Origin of the sequence: Cupriavidus sp. SK-3 (assembly GCF_000611145.1) — a bacterium.
In the GTDB taxonomy this organism is placed as follows: Bacteria; Pseudomonadota; Gammaproteobacteria; order Burkholderiales; family Burkholderiaceae; genus Cupriavidus.
The window spans coordinates 1-20,235 of record NZ_JFJV02000224.1 but is presented as its reverse complement, the minus strand read 5'-3'; the positions used below and the strand labels follow the sequence as shown (position 1 = coordinate 20,235).

At 68.1% G+C, this 20,235-nt stretch carries 12 protein-coding genes and 1 pseudogene; 1 reads left to right on the top strand and 12 read right to left on the bottom strand.

Features of this window, described 5'->3' with window-relative positions; all coding sequences use genetic code 11:
- Window positions 1-51: 51 nt before the first annotated feature.
- Complete coding sequence (locus tag CF70_RS22760; protein ID WP_035870113.1) at window positions 52-1,044, bottom strand: helix-turn-helix domain-containing protein; 993 nt, start codon at window positions 1,042-1,044, stop codon at window positions 52-54.
- Between the two features lie 241 nt (window positions 1,045-1,285).
- Between CF70_RS22760 and CF70_RS22755 the strand changes: the two genes are divergently transcribed.
- Window positions 1,286-1,498 carry a hypothetical protein gene (locus CF70_RS22755; protein WP_035870098.1) on the top strand — a complete coding sequence of 71 codons (213 nt, stop codon included), beginning with the start codon at window positions 1,286-1,288 and terminating at the stop codon, window positions 1,496-1,498.
- 17 nt (window positions 1,499-1,515) lie between these two features.
- Here the strand turns inward: CF70_RS22755 and CF70_RS22750 are convergent, their stop codons facing one another.
- From CF70_RS22750 to CF70_RS22705, 11 genes and pseudogenes are all read right to left on the bottom strand, one after another.
- Entirely contained in the window at window positions 1,516-3,930 is a 2,415-nt protein-coding gene (locus CF70_RS22750) for a CHASE2 domain-containing protein (protein WP_081862296.1), read from the bottom strand.
- On the bottom strand, window positions 3,920-5,704 hold the full coding sequence (locus tag CF70_RS22745; protein WP_235185166.1) for a FecR domain-containing protein: 1,785 nt from the start codon (window positions 5,702-5,704) through the stop codon (window positions 3,920-3,922). The genes CF70_RS22750 and CF70_RS22745 overlap by 11 nt, the downstream gene beginning before the upstream one ends.
- A gap of 76 nt (window positions 5,705-5,780) precedes the next feature.
- Window positions 5,781-6,527 carry a response regulator transcription factor gene (locus CF70_RS22740; RefSeq protein ID WP_051648804.1) on the bottom strand — a complete coding sequence of 249 codons (747 nt, stop codon included), beginning with the start codon at window positions 6,525-6,527 and terminating at the stop codon, window positions 5,781-5,783.
- A 276-nt stretch (window positions 6,528-6,803) separates the two neighbouring features.
- Window positions 6,804-8,174, bottom strand: coding sequence for an exopolysaccharide Pel transporter PelG (gene pelG, locus CF70_RS22735; protein ID WP_035870095.1), 1,371 nt, complete (start codon window positions 8,172-8,174; stop codon window positions 6,804-6,806).
- A 1-nt stretch (window position 8,175) separates the two neighbouring features.
- A pseudogene (gene pelF / locus CF70_RS22730) lies at window positions 8,176-9,619 on the bottom strand (GT4 family glycosyltransferase PelF); the annotation flags it as partial.
- A gap of 2 nt (window positions 9,620-9,621) precedes the next feature.
- Window positions 9,622-9,784, bottom strand: a 163-nt coding sequence (locus CF70_RS38200) for a DUF3492 domain-containing protein (RefSeq protein WP_235185167.1), incomplete at its 3' end; no start/stop codon positions are given.
- A complete protein-coding gene (locus tag CF70_RS22725) occupies window positions 9,781-10,767 on the bottom strand; it encodes a tetratricopeptide repeat protein (RefSeq protein ID WP_035870093.1) in 987 nt (328 codons plus the stop codon). The genes CF70_RS22725 and CF70_RS38200, both read right to left, overlap by 4 nt.
- Window positions 10,760-12,205, bottom strand: a complete 1,446-nt coding sequence (locus tag CF70_RS22720) for a PelD GGDEF domain-containing protein (RefSeq protein WP_035870090.1) — start codon at window positions 12,203-12,205, stop codon at window positions 10,760-10,762. Before CF70_RS22720 ends, CF70_RS22725 begins: the two co-directional genes overlap by 8 nt.
- Before the next feature lie 13 nt (window positions 12,206-12,218).
- Entirely contained in the window at window positions 12,219-12,776 is a 558-nt protein-coding gene (locus tag CF70_RS22715; RefSeq protein WP_035870088.1) for a transporter, read from the bottom strand.
- 57 nt (window positions 12,777-12,833) lie between these two features.
- Window positions 12,834-16,997, bottom strand: coding sequence for a tetratricopeptide repeat protein (locus CF70_RS22710; RefSeq protein ID WP_035870085.1), 4,164 nt, complete (start codon window positions 16,995-16,997; stop codon window positions 12,834-12,836).
- Complete coding sequence (locus tag CF70_RS22705) at window positions 16,960-19,851, bottom strand: bifunctional glycoside hydrolase 114/ polysaccharide deacetylase family protein (protein WP_035870101.1); 2,892 nt, start codon at window positions 19,849-19,851, stop codon at window positions 16,960-16,962. The genes CF70_RS22710 and CF70_RS22705 overlap by 38 nt, the downstream gene beginning before the upstream one ends.
- Window positions 19,852-20,235: the final 384 nt, after the last annotated feature.

Here is a 20,235-nt window from a genome sequence, read left to right as displayed (position 1 = left end):
GCCTTTGACTTTAAGCTTTTGAAGTTAGGCCTTTGACGTTAAGGGAGCCAGTTAAGCCTTTAACGTTGACTTAGAAACAGTCACCGACGGCAACTCCCCAAAAAACGCCCGATACTGCGCCGCAAACCGCGGCAAATGCGTAAACCCCCACCGCGCCGCCACAGCCCCCACCCCCTCCAACTCCGCCGCCTGCCTCCCCCGCAACGCCTGCCGCACCCCATTCATCCTCACCGCCCGCACAAACTCCAACGGAGCCAGCCCGGTAACCTCGTTAAAGCTGTATTGCAACGTCCGCCGGGAAACCCCGAGCCGCTCGCACAGCGCCAGCACGCTCCATGGCGCCTCCGGCGCAGCCCGCACCATCTCATAGGCCTGCGCAACCAGCCGCCGCCGCGCCGGCGGCGTAGGCAGCAAGGCATCGCCGCTGTCATGCGCAAGGGTGGAAACCACCGCCATCAGCAAAGCATCCCGCATCGCGCTTTCAACAAACCGTTGATTGAACAAGTCGCTCTGCACCGCCGCCGCGGCCAGCACCGCCAGCATCGCCGCGCGGAACTCTTCCGAAGCGGCACGCCGCACCTCGGTAGCCGGCTGCAAGCGCATCAGCAGACCGGCCTCCCCCTCGCGTTCCAGCACGCGCTCAAGCGCAGGCAAGGGCAAGGTCACGCCAAGCAGGTCCAGCCCCGGTGGCGTGCGCATGGCCAGCGGCTTGCCATTGCCTGCCTGCAGCACGGTATCGCCGCTCATGCGGTAGCCGGCGAACCAGCCGTCCTGGCACTCGCGGTGCGGCAGCGCGATCGAGAGATAGCCGCGCCGCGCCTCGCCCTCTTCCAGCAAGGCCTGGTTGGTCTGTTCGCGGAATACGTGGACGTCACCGTAGGTAGCCTGCTGCACTTCGGCAAGGAAACGCCCCGGCGTGAGTTGCTGGTAGCGCTGCTGCCAGCCGTCGAGACCGCCTGCCGCCATGGTTGCCTCGGTGGCTACCAGGTGGCGTACCGGGCGCGCGCTGGCGCCTGTGTCGAGGGGCTCTGTGTTGCTGGGCATGGGCGGCAGCCTGTGGGGGCCAATCAACACCATCGGCGCCGGCCTGGCATGGCCACGCGCGCCAAGGCTTTCAGGTGCGGGACTGCGCAACGATTGTATAGCCGGCCCGGGCCGCCGTCGATGCACGGCGCAACAAGCCGGCGCCACGGCAGCGTTTGCCCGGAAACCGCCTTTGCATTTGTTGACAATAGCCGCGGCGAAGGCCGCCTAGAATGCGGCGCTATTCAAAGCGGGCATCGATATGGGATCCAATCGCAACAAGTTGCTGGGCTACGTTGCGCTCTGCATGGTGGCGTTCGCGCTGATCACCGTGCTGTGCGTCACACTGCAGGACGACAACGAGCAGCGCGCTGCGCGCAAGGTCCGGCAGATGGATAGCCGCGCCATCGCAACCGCCACCGTGCCCGCCGCCAGCCACGCTGGGCAGCATACGGCCGCGAACACGCCGCGCTGAGCGCCGGCGCACCCTGCTCAACAGGGCAGGATGATGGTAAAGGTGGCGCCGGCGCCTGCGGCGCTGACCAGCCTGATCTCTCCACCGTGGCGTTCCACCACCGTCTTGACGAACACCAGGCCAAGCCCGCTGCCGGCGGGCGCGTCGCGGCTGGTGTCGTGCAGACGCGCGAAGGGCTGGAACAGTCGCCCCTGGTCTTCCTCGGCAATGCCCCTGCCCTGGTCCGCCACATCGATCGCCAGCCCCTTGGGCACGCGGTACAGGCGCACCGTCACGGTGCTCTGCGGCGGGCTGAACTTGATCGCATTGCTGACGAGGTTGGCAATGGCCCGGACCAGCAGCACCGGCTCGGCCACCACCCGCGTCTGTTCCTCTTCCAACTCGATCTTTAGCGCGATGCGCGCGGCGCTGGCCAGCGCCCATAGTTCGTCGGTGGCGTCCAGCACCACGCCGGCCAGGTCGACTTCGACGAAGTTCAGGTGCGGCGCCTCGGCGCGGGCCAGCCGGATAAAGTCGTCGGCCAGGTCCAGCGTGCGGCTGGCGTGCTCGCCGATGCGGGCCAGCAGGGTCGCCTCGGGCAGCGCCCGGCCGGGCTCGTTCTGCAGGTCGATCAGGGCAAGGATGGAGGACTGCGGGGATCGCATGTCATGCGAGATAAAGCGCAGGGACTCCTCGCGCCGCCGCTCGGCCACGCGCACCTGGGTGATATCGATGACGCTGACGATCAGGCCGGCCACGCCGCCGGTGTCGCTGCGCAGCGGTGCGCCGCGCAGCAGCATGGGACGTTCGCCGCGGGCTTCGAGTTCCACGCCGGGCGGGGCCTGCGCCGGCTCCGCATGAACAGCCTCGCCGTCGGCAAAAGCGCCGCGCAACTGGTCCCAATAGTCCAGCCCTGCCTTGGGCTGGGCGAATACTTCGTCGATCAGTTCGCGAATGCCGGGGCGCGGCGCGCTCATGTCGGCCAGCGGCCCGAGCGTGCGCGGCGCCAGCAGCAGGCCGCGCCGGTTGGCCAGCAGCACGCGCCCGGACGGATCGCAGATCACGGTGGCTTCGGGCAGGCCTTCCAGCCCGTCCGACAGGAACTGGCGCAGGTCGCGCAAGCGGGTGGTCATGCGGTACACCGCGCGCATGCGGGTATCCAGATTGCGGCCGGATTCGCTCTCGCCAGCGGGCATGGCCAGCAGGCCCGGCTCCTGCTCCAGTTGCGCCAGTTCATCCGTGAGGAACTTCAGCGCCGCTTCCTGGCGCCGCCAGCTCCACAACGGGTAGAACAGGCTGCAACCCAGCAGGGCGCTGGCCGGCGCGAACCAGAGGTGCCCGAACACCACCAGCAGCAGGCTGGCGGCCAGCGAGCCAATCAGGAGCACCGCGGTGACCAGCAGCGCGTTGCGCGGCGTAGTCGCCAGCGAGGCGAGGCTCGCCAGCAGTACCGGCAGCAGGGTGCATAGCCAGAACCACGGCGCGGGCAAGGTGACGATGGCGCTGTCCTTCTGCAGCGTCTGCATGGCGTTGGCGATGATTTCCACGCCACTCATGCCATGCCCGCTGCGGGATACCGGCGTGGGGAATACGTCGCCCAGCCCGCTCGCGGTCGCACCGATCAGCACTGCCTTGCCGCGGAAGAAATCCGCAGGCAGCGCGCCGCCCAGCACATCGAGCACCGAAACCAGGCGGAACGTGCCAGGTGGCCCGGCAAACGGAATGCGCAACCGGTAGTTGCGCATCCAGCCATCGGCACCCAGGTCATTTGCCTGGTCGTCGTGCCGGTAGCTGGACACCGGCCGCGGCGGCTCGCCGAAACCGACCATCGCGACCGAGAAATGATTGAGTTGCCGGCCCGGCAACCCTTCCTGCAGGAAGACCTGGCGGGCGATACCGTCGAGGTCTACCGCGATATTGATGTGTCCCACCCCGGCACCCAGGCCGGTCAGCGGATAGCGCACCATCGGGCCATCCTGCCCCGCCTCGGCCAGCGCGGGCAACACCACGTTGCCCGCGCGCGCCATGCTGCCTGCCAGCGCGCGGTCGTCCTCGGGATGCAACTGGTCGGGCTCGGAGAGGATCACATCGACGCCGATCACGCGCGGGGCATCGGCCGCGATGCGCCCGATCAGGTCGGCCAGCACCCAGCGGCGCCAGGGCCAGCGGCCAATGGCGGAGATGCTGGGATCGTCGATGGTGACGATCACGATGTCGTCACTCGGCGCGTGATGCTGGGCCGCGACAGACAGGTCGTAGACCGCCTTGTCGGCGCGCTCGCTCCAGCCGAATGCGGCGCAAGCCACCACCAGCGCCAGCACCGCGGCCGTCAGCACGGCCCACTCGATCAGGGTGCGGCGCTGATAGCCAGCCAGGCTGCGCGCCAACACACGGCGCACGGAGTGCGCGAGCGAGCCGGCGCGCGCGGCCAGCCGGGCCAGGCTAGGTGGCACGATTGAGCAGACGCCCGCCAGCGCTCACGGGCTGGCCCTGCGCATCGCGCACATACTGCTTCACCTCGATGCGCTGGGGCGCGGAGAAGTGCGTCCGCGCTGCCGGGCTAACGGAAGCGGTATCGGTTGCGGTATTGGTTGCGGCATTGGTTGCGGCAGCCGCTGCGCCCTCACGCCCCACCCGCACGAAATACGTGCCGCTGCCAGGGCGGGGCAAGCGGCCTTCGTTCGTTTCCGTGCGCACATCCGCCACGATCTGCGTAAAGGTTTCGTCGGACGCCATCTGCAGCCGGTAGGCCTGCGCCGCGCCGGCGGCGCCGGCTGCCGGCCAGGCGATGCGCAGCGTGTCGCCGCCATCGTCCTCCAGGCGTGGCTGCGGCGGCGACGGTTCCAGCGCGAACGCCCCCGGCTCGCTCCAGGGACCGGGCTGGCCACCGGCGTCAAGCGAGCGTACCCGCCACCACCAGCGGCCCGGCGCGAGCGCCTGGCTGGCCGACGGCGCGGCGCTTCGCGCCTGCATGGCGCCCTGCCTGAAGTCCGCGTCGGCCGCCACCTCGAATTCGTATTGCGCCGCGCTGGCGACCTCGGCCCAGCCGAACGTGACTGTTTCGCCGTACGCAGTGCCGTTGCGCTCGGGCTCCAGCGTAAAAGGCGGAGGCGGGTTGAGCCGTACCGCGAACGGCATCACCACGCCCGCGCCGCCGAGGTGCGTGGCATCCAGCGCGCTTACGCCCAGGTAGAGCTCGCCTTCGGGCAAGTCCTCAAGCGCGGCTTGCTCGGCGCTGACGGTCTGGGAGGACAGCAGCTCGGTCTGGGCCGCATCGCGCGAGACCACCACGCGGTAGCCGGCGGCTTTCGCCACCGGCGACCAGCTCACCGTGGCGCGGCTGGCCAGCAGGGGCTGGGGCAGCGGCGCCAGCACCGGCGCGGGCAATAGCGCGGCCGGCCGCGCCAGCACGCCCGTTGGCGATACGCTGACGCCATAGCCGGCGCCCACCACCGCCTGCTGGCCACGGCGCGAGCGTGCCTGCACTTGCCCTTCGAGCACGGCGCTCTGGCTGGCGCCAGCCTCGGTGCCAACGCGAAAACGCGTGCCGCGCACGCCAGTCACCAGAGAAGGGGTGCGGATTTCAAAGCGCCCGACGCCCGTGCCGCGCGGCGCCACGCGGGATTCCACCTCGCCCTGACCGACGCCGAACACGGCATCGGTCAGGCCCGAGCGGGCGAAGGCCCGCAGCCTGCTGACTTCCATCCTGGAGGCGGGCGGCAGCGTGACGCGGGAGCCGTCGCCCAGTTCCATGGTGACGGTGCCGCCGGCACCGGTTTCAATGCGGGCGCCTTCGGCGAGTTCCATGCCAGCCTGCAGCGCGCGGCCATCCGCGCTGGCCGGCCCCGTCACAAACACCACGCGGGCGGTGCCGCTGGTGACCGGAATGTGGACCAGCGGGATGCGCAGGCGCATGCCGGGCGGCAGGCGGTAGGGGTCCGCCACCTTGTTCAGTGCCTGCAACTCGCGCCAGCGGGCGGGTTGCGCCATGAAACGGTCGGCCACGCCGATGAGCGTGTCGCCCGGGCGAACCAGATAGATAAAGTTGGCGCCCTCTGTGCCCGCTGCCTGCGCGGCGGCGTTGAGCGGCCACGCGGCTCCCAGCACACCAATCCATCCGGCCACGCCGATTGCGCCGATTGCGTCGATTGCGCCCTTCGCACCCGCCTCGCCAGATCGCACTGCGACGCCGCTCATCCTGCCTGCCGCCATTTCGAACCACTTCATAAACTCAGTCTTCCTGCTTATCCTGCCAACCCTGCGAATCCCACAAATCCGTCAACCCCTGCAAGTCCTGCAAACCCTACAAGTCCGGCTTGCCCAAAGCGTCCGGGGTATTCTGGTGGTCCTGCTTGTCGCCGTCTCCCGCGGCTTCGAAACGGTAGCCGTGCGAATACACGGAGGTCAGGCGCACGCCGTTCTCGGGCCGCAGCGCCAGTTTGATCCGCAAGCGCGAGATATGCGTGTCGAGCGTGCGCGAGCCCGCCCCGATTTCACGGCCCCAGACAGCTTGTTCCATCACCTCGCGCGACACCAGGCGGCCAAGGTTGCGGAACAGGAACAGGGCCAGGTCGAACTCGCGCGGCGATATCTCCGCCTTGTTCTCGCCGCAGGTCACGGTGCGCGCTTGCGGATCCACACGGTAGTTGCCCACCCGGATCACCGCGCTGTCCTGCTGCGCCTGCGGATAGGTGCGGCGAAGCAAGGCGGAAACACGCGCCACCAGCTCGGCGCGCCGGATCGGCTTGACCATGTAGTCGTCGGCGCCGGCGCCCAGCCCGGCGACGATGTCTTCCTCCATCGAGCGGCTGGTCAGGAACAGGATGGGCGGATTGGGGCCGGAGTTCTGCCGTACCCAGGTCACCACCTCGAGACCGCTCGTATCGGGCAGTTGCCAGTCCACGACAAGAAGGTCGAACGCCTGCTCGCGCAGCGCCCGCAGGAACGTGCCGCCATTGGCGAAGCACTCGCACTCATGGCCTGCCGAGACCAGGATCTGCTGGATCAGCTCGGACTGGCTCTTGTCGTCTTCCACCGAAGCTATTCTCATACTTACCTCTTCCTTGCCGCCATGTTCCGCCCCGCACTTCCTGCGCACTTCCTGCGCACTTCCTGCGCACATCTTGCGCAACTCCCGCGCAACTCCTGCGTTCATCCTGCGCTTTCCGTCAGGGAGAAAGCGCGAGCGCGGACAGGCCAGGCGCGTAGGGGGGAATGGTACAGAATCGGGCATCGCCACGCCAAGACCGGCGTGGGAGGGGTATCGCGGCGCCTGCATCGCCCCCGCCCGCCTGGGGATTCCCCGGCGCCCCGGGGCGGAGCACCATTATTGCAGCATGTAGGTTTCGTACTCGAGGCGATCGAGCTTGCGGTCGAGCATGTAGACAGCCAGCGCCACCACGACCAGCAGCGAGATCGCGAAACCGTAGCCGTACCAGGCCGGGCCCAGTTGCAGCGTCACCGCGGTGAGCGCCAGGTTGAGGATCACAAACAGGCCGGTGAGCAGCAGCACTTCGCGCCGGCGGTCGAGGTAGAAGTAGATATTGAGCACCCCGAGCAGCACCACCTGCAGGCTGGCACCGATCACGTCCACATACAGCAGCGGCAGGTAAAGCTCCGAGATACCCAGCGCCCCCAGCACCCAGCTGCCCACCACGAACAGCAGCAGCGCCGCGATGGCCTGCACCTTGACGATCTCGTACAGCCCCAGGCGGATCGTCTGCACCATGGTGTTGCGCATATCCTCGATATGCTCAAGCGAGCTGCCGCCGCGCACGGCGTTGTAGAAGGCGTCGTAGTACTCGACGAAGTCCGTCTCGATGCGCACCAGGAACACCGCCATGCCGGGGATGATCGCCAGGTAGGCCAGGAACACCGGGATGTCGTAGATGATCGATGCGTGCAACGGTCCGATCACTTGCTGTCCGGTGGACGGCGAATACCAGAACATGAACTTGTCGAGCCAGATGCCGAGGTTGTACAGCAGCCCGATCGCCATCAGGCTCGGGTAGGCATAGCGCCGCTGGAACACCTCGAACGACATGAAGCGCTGGCTGGTGTAGTTGCGGTAGATCAGCACCACCATCGCCGTCAGCAAGCTCAGCTGCCCGGCCACGAAACCCAGGAGCAGGCCTTCAAGGCCATAGCCGCGCAATGCCAGCGCCGCCGCCACCGTCAGCGTATAGCCCAGCAGGAAGGTCCAGACGATAGCCTTGTACTGCTTCATGCCGGTCAGGAAGATCACCGCGATCCAGATATTGCTCATGACCACGAAGCCCGCGGTCATCAGCAGCCGGTAGAGCACCGACTGGCCCTGGAAGGCGAAGAGCGCGCAGCCGATGCCGGCCGCGCCCGCCAGCACCGTGACCAGCAGGGCCACCGCGTGGTAGTTCGACAGCACCAGGCCATCGCGCTTCTCGAACAGCCGGTCCGAAGTGAAGCGGGTAAACGAGAGCTGCATCGGCCCGGTCAGGATCAGGCTGACCGCGATCAGGTAGGTCACCGACACCTGGAACTGTGTCACCAGGCTGCCCGGCACCACGAAGGGCAGGCTCAGCAGGCCGATCAGCAGGATGCCGACAATCGACAGGACCCACGGCCCGGAGCTGATGATGCCGGCATAGGCGTACGCGCCGAGCATGCCCGACAGGCTGTCCCGCCGCAGCATCTTGCGTAGTTCGAAACCAATCCCCGCCATTTCAGCGCCCTCCCTTCATGGGGCAGCCCGCGGCCTGGGCCGCCCTGGCGGGCGATGCGCCCGCAGAGGACGCCACCCGTGGCTGCGCCATCAGGCGCGTGTACAGTTCGCGGTAGCTGCCCACCATCATCTCCTGCGTGTAATACCGTTCCACGCGCTGGATGCCGGCTTGCTGCGCGGCATGCCAGGCGCGCGGGGAACCTAGCAGGCCGATCGCCTTCTCGGCCAGCGCGGCCGGGTCGGCGATGCGCACCACGTCGCCCGCGGCGCCCAGCGCGGCATCCTCGCCGGGCAGGCCGAAGATCAGTTGCCGGCACGAGCCCACGTCGGTGGTCACACACGGCACGCCAGCGGCGAAGCCTTCCAGCACCACCAGCGGCAAGGCCTCGCTGATGGAGCTGAGTACCAGCACGCCCACCTTGGGCAGCAGGTCGTCGATGCGCTGGAAACCCAGGAATTTGACCTTGCCGGCGAGGCCCAGGCTCTCGGCCAGGCTGCGGCATTCCCGCGCGTATTCCGGATCCTCGTCCTCGGGTCCCGCGATCCAGCCCTCGGCATCCGGGAACTGCCGCACCACGGTCAGCATGGCGCGGATAAAGGTCTTGATGTCCTTGATCGGCACGACCCGCCCGATCAGGCACAGCACGGGCGGCACGCCGGACGCGCGCCGGGTGCGCAGCGCGGCCAGCCGCGGCAGGTTGATGCCGTTGGGAATATTGCGGGTACGCTCGGCCCTGGCGCCGTCGGTCACCTGGCGCTGGCGGTTGCCCTCGTAGAGCGCGACGATGGTGTCGCCGGCGTCGTAGCACACGCGGCCCAGCGTTTCGAAGAAGCGCACCCACAGCTCGCGGAAATAGCTGATCTGCGAGATATCGCGCTCGAACACGTTGCGGTTGTCGCGGATCCACTGGCTCTGGAACAGGTCGATCTTGCGTTCCTTGGTGTAGATGCCGTGCTCGGACACCAGCAAGGGGCGGCCCGTGCGGTAGTGCAGCATGGCGCCGAGGAAGCCGGCATAGCCGGTGGAAACCGTGTGGTAGACCCTGGCCGGGATCAGCCCCTCGGCAATGCGCGCCAGTTGCCACAAGGGCTTGTGCATGATACGCACGGTCCAGAAGTAATCGGTGAAGGACGGATCGGTGCAGTACTGGCGATATTGCCCGGTGATGGTGCGCCAGGCATTGCGGCTGTACAGGAATGCATCTTCCGACAGCTTGCCGCCGTCATTGAGCTCGGGCATCAGCTCGCGGATCAGCTCGCCGGCCTCCTGCTCGCGGCCAGGCTGGCGCAGCACCTCATGCAGTTCCGCCGAAGCGGCGAAGGTATCCGGGTCGCCGTCGCTGCCGTGCACCAGCGGCGGCGGCGCGAAGTCGTAGAGGAAATGGGTCTCCAGGTGCACGACGTTGTCGGGCAGCGCATAGACCATATCGCCGTAGTCTTCGCGGNNGGGGGCGGCTGCCGATAAAGACGATGGCGAAGCGGATTTCCGGGAACGCCCGGATCATCTGGTTGACCCAGCTCGACACCCCGCCGCTCACATACGGAAAGGTGCCCTCAAGCAGCAGGGCCACATCGGCCGAGTCGGCGCGGGGCGAAGGGGTATTGCTCATGATTGCCAGTAACGCAGCAGGGGCCGTACCAGTGGCAACGGCGAAGGGCTGTCGAACGACAGCAGGATGGTGCGCACGGCGGCGTAGTCGCGCTCCAGGTAGGCGGCTTCGGCCAGCAGCGGCAGCGTGCGCTCGCGCGCAAAACCCAGCGTCTCGGCCCGTTCCAGCCACGCGCGCGCTTGCGCGGGCTCGTGGCGGTTCAGGGCCAGGCGGCCACGCATGTACCACAGCCCGGCCTGGTCGGGGTCCGCCTCCAGCGCGGCGCGGGCGTAGCGCTCGACCTGGTCCGCGGTGTAGCGGTAGACGTCGCCTTGCACCAGGTTCTGGTAGATCAGCTCCCAGTGCAGGTCGGCCAGGCGCTTGTTGATCTCGCCGCGCTCGCTCGCGTCGAGGGCCTCTTCAAGACGAGGCAGCTCGGCCATGATCTGCTGGGTCAGTTGCTTCTCGGCACCGTCCAGCATGCCGTAGGCCAACAGGCGCACGTCGTCGGCGCTATCGGCCAGCAGATCGCGCAACACCGGGCTGGATGTGCGCGCCGGCATCGATTGCATGGCCACCAGCGCGGTCATGCGCTCGGGCAGCGGCGCGCGCGTATTGCCAAGCTGCGCGCGCAAGCGGGCGCCTCCGCCATGGGTCACGCGCGAGATCAGGTGAGTGACGAACACCGGCAGTCCGACCAGGCCGATGCCGGCCGTCGGGCGCCGGCCCGGAAACAGGCGCGCGATCAGCAAGCTGCCGAGGCAGACGATGGCGCCCGCCATCGGCACCAGGAAGCAGAACGCGAACAGATAGCCGTAGCTCCACGCGAACGGCACGCGGAAGCGCCGGGGCAACAGGCGCCACAGCACCATCGCGATCATCGCCGCCGCAATCCCCTGCGACAGCAGGAAAGCCAGCAGCAACGGCGTGCTGGTACCGGCGCGCGCCAGCAGCGCCAGGGCTGCGATTTGTGCGGCGAGGCCGCCGACGCCGAGCTTACCCACGGGCAGCCTCGCCCAGTGCCACGGGCACCGGTACCGGCGCCGGCTGTACATCCACATGACAACGGTGCAGCAGCCGGATCAGCGGCTCCACCGGTGCGCTGGCTGGCACGGCCAGCATATGCACGCCGATGCGCGCGGCTTCGAAATCCGTGCCGAACTGGGCTCGCAACATGTCCTCGATCCGCACCAGGTAGGCCGAGGCCGCCTCGTTGTCGGACAGCGGCATCAGGGTCAGCAGCGCGCGCTGGTGCACACTGGTAAGCGGCCATGCCACGTCGAGCGCGCGGCGGCTGCGAATGACCTGCTCGAACAGCGCATCGCGGGATTCGTCCAGGTCGAACACCAGCGCAACGATCGTGCTTTCGATGCCGCTGTCGCGGCGCAGCCGGGACAAGCGGGCGTAGTCCAGCGCGAAGTCATACGGGCAGCCTGGCACGGCGGCCTCGATGGCTCGGGTGGACGCGGCATGCTCGACGCCATCGGCGTAGTAGCCCATCAGCACCATCAGAAGTTGCAGGTTCTCGTAGCTGAGCGACAGGAACGGCATGCGCTCGACCACCAGCAGGCCGACCAGCTTGTCGGCCCCGGACAGCACCGGTGCCACCGCCACATAGCGGGTCTGCGGATGATCCGGCGACTGGCGCGACAGCCCGCCGGCCTGCAGGTGCGCCAGTTGACGCGTCTCCAGGCAATGGCGCACCAGCGCATCGCTGGCGTCGAACTCGAATGCCGGGCCGACTTGCGCCGACGCCTCGTCCGCCACCTTGTCGCCAACGACCGCGTACAGCGCCGCCCCTTCCACCTGGCAGGCCTGCGCCACCACTTGCAGCATGGGGCGCGCGCCAACCAGCGCACTGCCGGACGCGGCATCTTCCAGCGTCACGGCACGCATTTGCGACAGCGTGTCGCGCAGCGTGGTGGGCCTGGCCAGCAGGTCGTTCTCCAGCCGCGCGTGGGATACGCGCAGCAGGTAGTGGTTCTTGGTCAGCGCGGCAAGGCGCTCTTCCAGGTAGCGATTGACGGCGCGCGCGCGCGCCAGCCGCGTGCCCCACACATCGCCGAACTGCCCGGCCACCAGCACCGTCAGCAGCCCTCCCAGGAAGAACAGGCGCGGGAATGCCCCCGGCTGCGCGCCGATCTGGTGGAAAAAGAACCAGCCAGCCAGCATCATCAGCACGCTGCCCACGCCGATCAGCGTGCCATAGCGCAGCGCCAGTATGATCGGCAGCAGCCATGCCCAGGGGAAACCCAGCCCGAGCAGCAGGGGGTTGTCGGGCAGGATCGCGTATCCCAGTGCCATCGCCAGGGCCATCGTCACCACCAGCTCGACCGCAGAGACCGGTCCGCTCGTGGCGGGCGCGAGCAACCGCAAATAGCGGCCGCCCGCGCCGATGCCTTGTCCTTCCCGTATCTTGTCGGCTGTATTGGCCACGATCACGCTCTCCCGCGACTCAACCCTGGCGCAGCGGCGCCAGCAGGCGGCGCAGCAGCTTCTGCGCGGTACCGGACAGCGATTCGCGGCTCCAGCCACTGTCGCTGCCGGTGGCGGTCCACACCACCTCGCCGGTGCTCACGTCGAGCAGCTGCAGGGAAATGCCCACCGCCGGCTCGCCATCCACGCCAACCTTGTAGCGCCATTCCTGCACCGCGCCGGTGAGGGCGTAGCGCATCTTCTGGGTACGCGCCCATTCCAGCGCCTTGCCCACCGATTCCCGCTCGGCCGGCTCGAACAGCGTTTCCGGGTTCAGGCTGGCCGGATAGCGCTTGACGTTGGCAATGCCGCCGGTCTTCAGCAAGCTCTCGGCAATCGCCTCGGCGCGCAGGCCCGCTTGCGGCGTCTCGGTGTAGTTGACGATCGGCAAGACCGCCAGCGATTCGCCGGCAGGCAGCGCGGGGGCGCGGCCCACGTCGGTCACCGCGCATCCGGCCAGCCAAAGGGCCGCGCCCAGCGCACCGCACCAGCCCAGCAGTCGTGCTGCGCGGCTCCCCTTCGTGCTAGTTTTTTCCATGACTCACTCCCCTTCTCGATTGCGTACAGTGAACCGGCACTGGTGTGCCTGTCCGGATTAAAAAAGCCATTTGTACAGCATGCCAACCTGGGTCAATGGCGTACCGCCATTGCGCGCGGCGGTTTCGTGCTGCACATACATGGACAGGTGATCGTTACCGAAAGCCCTGCCGGCCACGCCAAGCTGCACCCGGAAGTTCTGCCCCGCCCGGGTATCGTGCAGCAGGCCGACTTCGGCAAACGGCCGCCACTTGCGTGTGTAGTCGTCGATCAGCTCGGTACCGAAACCGAACGTCACGCCGGCCTGCGTGAAGCTCTGGGGCATGTAGAACGCGGGTGTGGCTTCGCCACCGGCCGGCACCAGCGATGCCAGCTTGTTGCTGAGCGTGCCGCCGCTCGTGTTGTAGCTGCCGTGGGTGCCGACCAGGCGCACCGTGTAGTTCGGATAGGCGGTACGAATGCGATAGCCAAGCTCCACGTCGTACACCATGCCGTTGCCCAGGGACGTACCGTCCTGCCCGTGGAACCGGCTGTACTCGGCACGGCCGCCGACGAACTCGCGCAGGCCCAGGCGCCAGGTCGCCCCCAGGCCCAGCACGTCCTTGGCGCCGCCCACGCGCAGCGCCGCGGACTCGTCGGCACTCTGATTGAGGCCGGCCATCGTGGTAAAGCTCAGCCGGCTGTCCTGGCGCCATTCGCCAAAAAAACGCGCGGTTGTCATCGTGTCCAGGCCGTCGCGGCGGCCCACGCCCAGACGCCAGCGCTGATGCTGGTCCCGGTAGCCGAGCGACAGCTCGGCGCGGCGGTCGGACGCGGGCACGCCGGTCAGCTGGGCCTCGTCGACGCTGCGCTGGGTGCGCCACGCGCCGCGCAAGTTGAGATCGTAGCCATCCCAAAGGCGTACGCCGCCGCCCAGGCCGAAGTCGAAATACGCCAGCGGGGCCTGGCGCTGGTAGATCACGCGCGGCTCGATGGCTTGCGCATTGAACAGCAGCGCATCCTGCAGGGTTTCCTGCAGGCTGTTGTCGGTGCGGGCCACATCCTGGCTCTCGAAGGCCAGGGTTTGCGCGATGCCGAGCCGGTCGAGACGGACATTGGCTTCGATCCCGTTTGTGACCGGAATATGGCCGGTCTGGCGCGCCAGCACGCGATCTAGCGCGGCCAGGTCCTGGTCGGCCAGCGCCAGGGTGACCTCGGCATAGGCCGGGCGCTGCATCTGGCGCGCATACTGCCGGGCCAGCCAGGCCCGGGCCAGCTCATTGGATTCGCCCGATAGTGCCCAGGCGAGGGTCACTTCCTTGGCCGCGGCGGAAACAACGGCCTGCTGGTGCGCCTCGCGCTGTGCCAGCGCCGGCGGCAACTGGAGCGGCGGCAGGCCGGGCATATCCCCGAGGCGCGAGGCTGGCTGGGTGGCCTTGCCGCCCGCCGTGACGTTGCGGTCCGCGCGCAGCAACTCCATCACCAGGCGCCGCGAGACGTCGCCCGACGCAAAAATCTGACCCAGCGCCACGGTCTGGCGCCGCAACTCGGCAGGCGCGGGGCCGCCCTGCGCGTCTTCTTCCTCTTCCTCGGCCGCGGGATTGGCGCGCGGGTCGGAGGCGCGGCGCCCGGCCACTGCCTGGCCGGTGCGCAGCCCGATCCAGGCCTGGCGCCGGATGCCCCAGGCGGTATCGGTCTGGCCGATGGATTCATAGGCGTCCGCGGCCAGCCCCAGCCAGAGCGGATCGGCACTCTTGCCATCGGCCATCTTGCCCAGGTAGTGCAGCGCGGCGCGGCCGTCGCGAAAGCGCATGCTGCCGGCGGCGAACGGGCCCCAGAGTTCAGGGCTGCGCTCGGCCTCGCCCTTTAGCCGCAGCATCATCGCGCGTACTTCGGTATCGGTGCCCAGGTCCACCAGCGACCACATCAGCTCAGCCATCGTCTCGCCACTGGCATCCGGACGGCTGGCGGCAAGGCGCAGATCGGCCAGGGCCTGCTCGCGGTGGCCGCTGGCTTGCAGATAGCTGGCCCGCATCGCCAGGAAGCGGCTGGATTGCTCGGCCTGCCGCCGTTGCCCGGCCGACATGCCCTGCAGCAGGCTGGCGACATGCGCGTAAGCGTGCGCACGGGTGTAGTAATGGACCGCCAGTTCAAGGAACTCAGGATTCCCGCTCTTGCGCCAGCCAGCTTCGGCAATGCGCCCGGCGTCGATCGGCGTGCCGTCGTAGAAGGCGATCAGGTTGGAGACATCGGATTGCTCGGTATCGCGCAGCTCGGACAGACAATCGTTGCGCGCCCCGCCGGCGGGCATCGCAAGGCAGTGATCGTCGTGCGGCTCGGCCATGGCCAGCATCATCTGCCGGTAGCCCTGCTCCAGCAGATCGTCGCGCTGATTCAGGCGCGCCAGTTCCGTCAAGGTGCGCCAGTACCCGATGTCGGTGGAGCGCGCGGTGGGCATGGACGGCACCATGGCCTGCAGCGCTTCGGCCAGCTTGCCGCGCACATAAAGCAGGTTGGCCTGCTTGAGCGCGTATTGCGGGCGCGGGCCGAAACGCTCCTGCAGTTCCGTATAGAGCGCGAAGGCGCGGTCATCCTTGCCGGCGCGCTCGGCCAGCGCCGCCTCGCGCTCCATGATCTGGCGCGCGTTCGGGCCGTGGCTCAGGCGTTGCAGGAAGGCCAGGCCTTCCTCGGGCTCGTCCAGGCGTTCATAGGCGGCGACCACCTGGTCGACGGTGGCGAGATCGCCGTTGCCGGCGCGATGGCGCAGCGCGGCCAGATAGGCGCGATCGTCGTTCAATCCGGGCGCCAGGCGCAGTACGGCCTTCCAGGCGGTCTCGTCGTTGGTGGCCTGGGCATATTCGAGCCAGCTCTTGAGCGCGACCGAGGGCTGGCGATTCCATTCCGCGACCTGGGCCAGGCGTTCGCGCCAGCGCGCGTCGCCGGGCAGGCGCCGCACGGCGGTCTCGGCGACGCGCTGGGCGTCGTCGAGCTTGCCGGCGGCCAGAAATACCTGGAATGCGAGTTCGTAGTCGTCGGCATTGAAGGCGCGCTCGGCGGCTGGCGGCGCGCCGGTGGGCGCGGATGCAGCCGCCGACGCCGCGGCTGGCTTGGGCCGGCCCGGCACCGCGGAGGCGGGCGTGCCAGCGCCGGCGGTCTCCGCCACGCGGCGCAGGTGCGGTATCGCGGCGTCGCCCATGGCGCGGCGCAAGGCCAGCCCACGCGGACCGTCCAGGAAAATCACGCCCTGCGCGACCCATGGCTGGGTAGCGGCCACGCGGCGCACTTCGGCGCGTTGCAGCGAAGCGCCCAACGGCACGGGCTGCATGCTCGGCGGCAGGCGCAGCAAGCGCTGCACATAGCGCGCCGCCAACTCGGGCCGGTTGGCGGCCAGCGCCAGCTTGGTCAGGTAGCGCAAGACTTCGGCGTTATCCAGCAGCTTGCCGCCGTGCTGCTCGGCCTGGGCCAGCGCCTTGTCGAGATCGTTGCCGGACTGCAGCGTCTTGAGCGCGGCCAGGAAGAGCCGGCGCTGCTCGGCAGGATCGGTGGCGAGTGCCTGCGCGGCAAACAGCGCGTCGGCCGCTTGCCGGTAGTCGCCACTGGCCAGCGCCGCCGAGGCGGCCTGCGCACTCCACAGCTCGGCGCGGGCGGGATCGCTCTTGGCCAGCGCGCGGTAGAAATGCTGCGCCGGCTTGAGCGCATTGATCGAGCGAGCAGTGGTGGCAAGCTCTTCCAGGTCGGTACGCCCCCATTGCATCGGCAATGCCTGGTCAAGCAACCCGGCGAGCCGTTCGATGTACTGCTCGCGCTCCGGCGCTTCCGGCAACGCGGCAAACGCGCGCTGCTGCGTGATCTCGATACGGGTGCGCAGGATCTGGTTGGGTAGCTCGGCATCGGCGGCGGCGCGCGCGCGCGCCGGCCCTTGCTGGCTGGCGGCGTGGCGCGCCTCCAGCCGGGCCAGCATGGCTTCGGCCTCGTCCAGGCGGCCGGTACGCGCATATTGCTCGGCAAGCACCGCCATGAAACCAGTCTCTTCCGGCGCGGCGCGCGACCAGGCTTCCAGGTAGGCCATACTCAGGCCATCGACCGCGCGGCCTTCGCCCAGCAGGCGTTCGCGCAAGGTTTCGCGCGGAAACATCAGCGCCAGGCCGATCCCTACCATGGCGGTAAGGGTCAGCACGAACGCCGGCGGCAGCAGCCGCTCGCGCTCAGGCGGCGCAGGTGATTTCGACGCTTTGCTTGGCATTGTGGCGATTGGAAACGGGCGTGGTATCGAAACGCAGCGTGCCGTGCTCCCGCACGCCCTGCACCGGCTGGCCATTGATGGCAACCCGGCAACGGTCCGCGCCTGCGAGACGGAAGAAAGGCTTGGTGTAGCCCCTGAACTCAAATCGGATCTGCTGTGCGCCGCCCTCGCCGGCGCGCTGCCAGTTCCGCACGAAGCCGCTGGCTTCCGCGATCTCCGGGCCGGCAGGCACGGCCGCTGCACTGGCGGCGCGCATCACGATGCGCGAGGCGCCGTCGGCCAGGTGCACGTAGACCCCGCCGCCGGGCGCCGCGGAGGTGCCGGTCACGCCTTGCGAGCCGGCCACGTCGGGCACGCCCGTGCCGGTCCAGCGCACGTTGCGCAGGTTGCCGTCGCCGCGCACGATCCACGCGCCGGCTTGCTCGCCGTCGCCGCCAAGCTCGCGCGCCACCGCCATGCCTTGCCAGTCGATCACCTTGCGCACGTAGTCGGTGGCATGCAATGGCATCAGTTGCTGGCCCAGCACGTAGTCATAGACCTTGCGCAGCGCCCTGAGCGAGGCCACCTTGGTACCCGAGTAGCTGTGGTAGTAGATGTTGACCGGCTTGAAGCGCAGCGGCCGGTCGGTCAGTTCATAGGTTTCGATCACGCGCTCGAAACCATAGTAGGGTCCGTGCCAGAGATTGGTGTAGACGTTCTCGTTCTGGTTGGGAGCAAAGACCTGGAAGGTGCCGTCAGGCTTGTTGATGCCAAGCGGGGATATCTGGGTCCAGCTCGGGTTGCTGCGCGTGATCAGCGTGTCGCCGCCATTCATATTGAGTACGCCGGCCTGGTCAGCCAGTTTGATCGCAGCGGCCGGCGGCTGGCAATCGCCAGACCACAGCAGCAGGCTGACAGGCTTGCCCGCGGGCGCCAGGGTACGGTTGATATAGTCGATCGAGCCACCGATCTCGCGCCGCAAGTCCATCCGGTAACCGGGAATCGCCAGGTGGAAGTCTCCAGCGCCTTCGTTGGCGCCTTCATTGGCGACTCCGTTATTAATTCCCGGGCGCGTCGCGGCTGGCACGGTGCGGCCCCACTCGAACGGATGCGAGAAGGTATGGCTGGCCACCTCGACATAAGGCTGCGCGAAGATCTTGCGCGCGATCGGTTCCAGTTCGGCGGTCAGCCTGGGATACATGCCGTCGCTGGCGACCTCGCCCTGGATAATCGACATCGTCATCGGCAAGCGGTAGCGGTCGAAGATCTCGCGAAACAGTACCTCGCCGGAAAAGCCGCCACCGGGGATCTCCGCGCGCGAGGCAAAGCCGTCGCCGTCGATGTGGATGGTCAGCAGGCGCCGCCCGTTCTCGGTGGTGACATCGGGCACCGGCATCGCCGGCAGGCGCAGTGCCTCGCGCAGGAAAGACAGCGGCTGAAGGATCCAGCGGCTCTGGTCGGTACCCGCGCTCTGCCGCACGGCGTAGGGGCTGAGCACGTACCCGCCCCAAGGTGTGATCGCGGCAGCGTCGTAGGTCAGCGTGCCCGAGCGCAAGCGCAGCAGCGAGCGGCTGCCCCCTCTCTCCTGGACTTGCACGGCCACGGCCTGGGTCCGGTCCGGCGCTACCGGCATCTCGAATCCCATCATCGGGTCTTTCGACACGACCTCCACCGGCCCGCTCACCTTGCCCTTGACGGACTTGAGCTTCAGGGCGGCCGCCAGCGGGCCGCCAATGGGTCCGCCGAAGTCGTTCATGAACACCACCGGCACGCCCTGTTCGATCAGCTTCTGCACCCAGTTGGCGAACCGCATGGGCTGGTCGCGCGCGCCGCCCAGCCAGATCACCACGCCGGCGTAGCGATCCGGGCCGACCTCGGGCAACGGCTCGCTGGCTTCGGCGAAGTCCACGCGATAGCCCAGGTAGTTCAGCGGCATCGCCACGAAACGCACGCCCGGAGAACGATCGACCGGCACGCCCGGGTCGCGGTCCTGCACCACCAGCACGCGGCGCGGCATCACCTCGATGCTGCCGATGCCAACCGTCTGCAGGCCAGGGTCGGCCACGTAGGGGATGATGTCCAGCGCGCGGATCCGCGCGGCGGTGTCGCGCGCGCACTTGCGGTCGGCGGGCGGGCAGTAGTCGATCGAGATCACCGGCAAGCGGTACTGCTCCCGGATCGTGCGGGCCTGGCCCAGCAGCCAGTTGCGGTCGGCCTCGCTGACTTCGGTGTAGCGCTTGCCCGCCTGGTCCCAGCCGCGGTAGAGCGACTCGAACGCGACCGCGTACGCCAGCTGGCTGACTTGCGGCAGGATCTCGAAGCCGCGATTGAAGATCAGCCTGGCGTCGGGATAGCGGGCCTTGATGGCGCGGATCACCGCCACCATGCCTGCTTCCTGGCGGGCACGTTCGGCATCGGTCTTGGCAACGAGCTGGTAGGAATCGAGCGTGTCAAGGAAGAAGCCGCGAAAGCCGCGCTGCCACAACGGCGTGATGACCTTGTCCACATAGAAGGCAGGCCAGCCCTCGGCGGCCTGGTCGACCACGCGGGCGCCCCAGGCGTCGTTATTGCCGGTCAGCCAGGCCTTGGGGATGTCCTTCAGGTAGGGACGCGAAGGATAGACCTCGCCAATGCTGACGTAGGAGAACCACTGCGTATTGGGCGTGGCGGCGGTGCGCGGGTCGAAGCCGCTGTCGGGTTCGACGACCGCGATATCGAAGGCTTGCAAGGCGTCCACCGGCGGCTTGCTGCCGTAGTGGAAGGCAATGTTGGGGGCGCGGACGCCTGCGGGTGCCGCCGTCTGCGCCTGCGCCTGTGCCGGGCATAGCCAGGCAGCAATCACGGCCAGCAGCGCGCCAAGCCAGGCTCTTGTCATCGGCGTACCCCGGCTTGCTTGGCGCAAGCCAGCCGCGCGGCGCATGACACCGTCCATTCGCAACAAATTCACCTGTTGACCCCTGTTTTCTTCATTTTTATGTCCCGCCCCGGAAGAGCTCGCTTTGCTTGCCTGCCAACGCGCTCTCGCGCCTGGTGCCGCGTGACGATGCATTCCGGGTATGGATGTTCCCACCTAAGGCTTCCCACGCTGCCCGAAATACCGGGCAGTCCCCCGCGGGATATTTATCAAAGTGCCGGCTCAGGCACTATGGCGGGGGGGAATTCTGAGGCATGTGGGTAAGCCTGGCTATAAGCATATCGGACTAGGGTTGACGTCCTCCCCTGCCTAACGGCAGGGGATTCCCACACCTGGCGATGCACG

Excerpts from the sequence above, each read along its gene's own strand:
- CF70_RS22755 (WP_035870098.1), top strand. The coding sequence starts at position 1,286 with ATGGGATCCAATCGCAACAAGTTGCTGGGCTACGTTGCGCTCTGCATG.
- pelG (WP_035870095.1), bottom strand. The coding sequence starts at position 8,174 with ATGGCGGGGATTGGTTTCGAACTACGCAAGATGCTGCGGCGGGACAGC.
- CF70_RS22715 (WP_035870088.1), bottom strand. The coding sequence starts at position 12,776 with ATGGAAAAAACTAGCACGAAGGGGAGCCGCGCAGCACGACTGCTGGGC.
- CF70_RS22760 (WP_035870113.1), bottom strand. The coding sequence starts at position 1,044 with ATGCCCAGCAACACAGAGCCCCTCGACACAGGCGCCAGCGCGCGCCCG.
- CF70_RS22745 (WP_235185166.1), bottom strand. The coding sequence starts at position 5,704 with ATGAAGTGGTTCGAAATGGCGGCAGGCAGGATGAGCGGCGTCGCAGTG.
- CF70_RS22710 (WP_035870085.1), bottom strand. The coding sequence starts at position 16,997 with ATGCCAAGCAAAGCGTCGAAATCACCTGCGCCGCCTGAGCGCGAGCGG.
- CF70_RS22740 (WP_051648804.1), bottom strand. The coding sequence starts at position 6,527 with ATGAGAATAGCTTCGGTGGAAGACGACAAGAGCCAGTCCGAGCTGATC.
- CF70_RS22705 (WP_035870101.1), bottom strand. The coding sequence starts at position 19,851 with ATGACAAGAGCCTGGCTTGGCGCGCTGCTGGCCGTGATTGCTGCCTGG.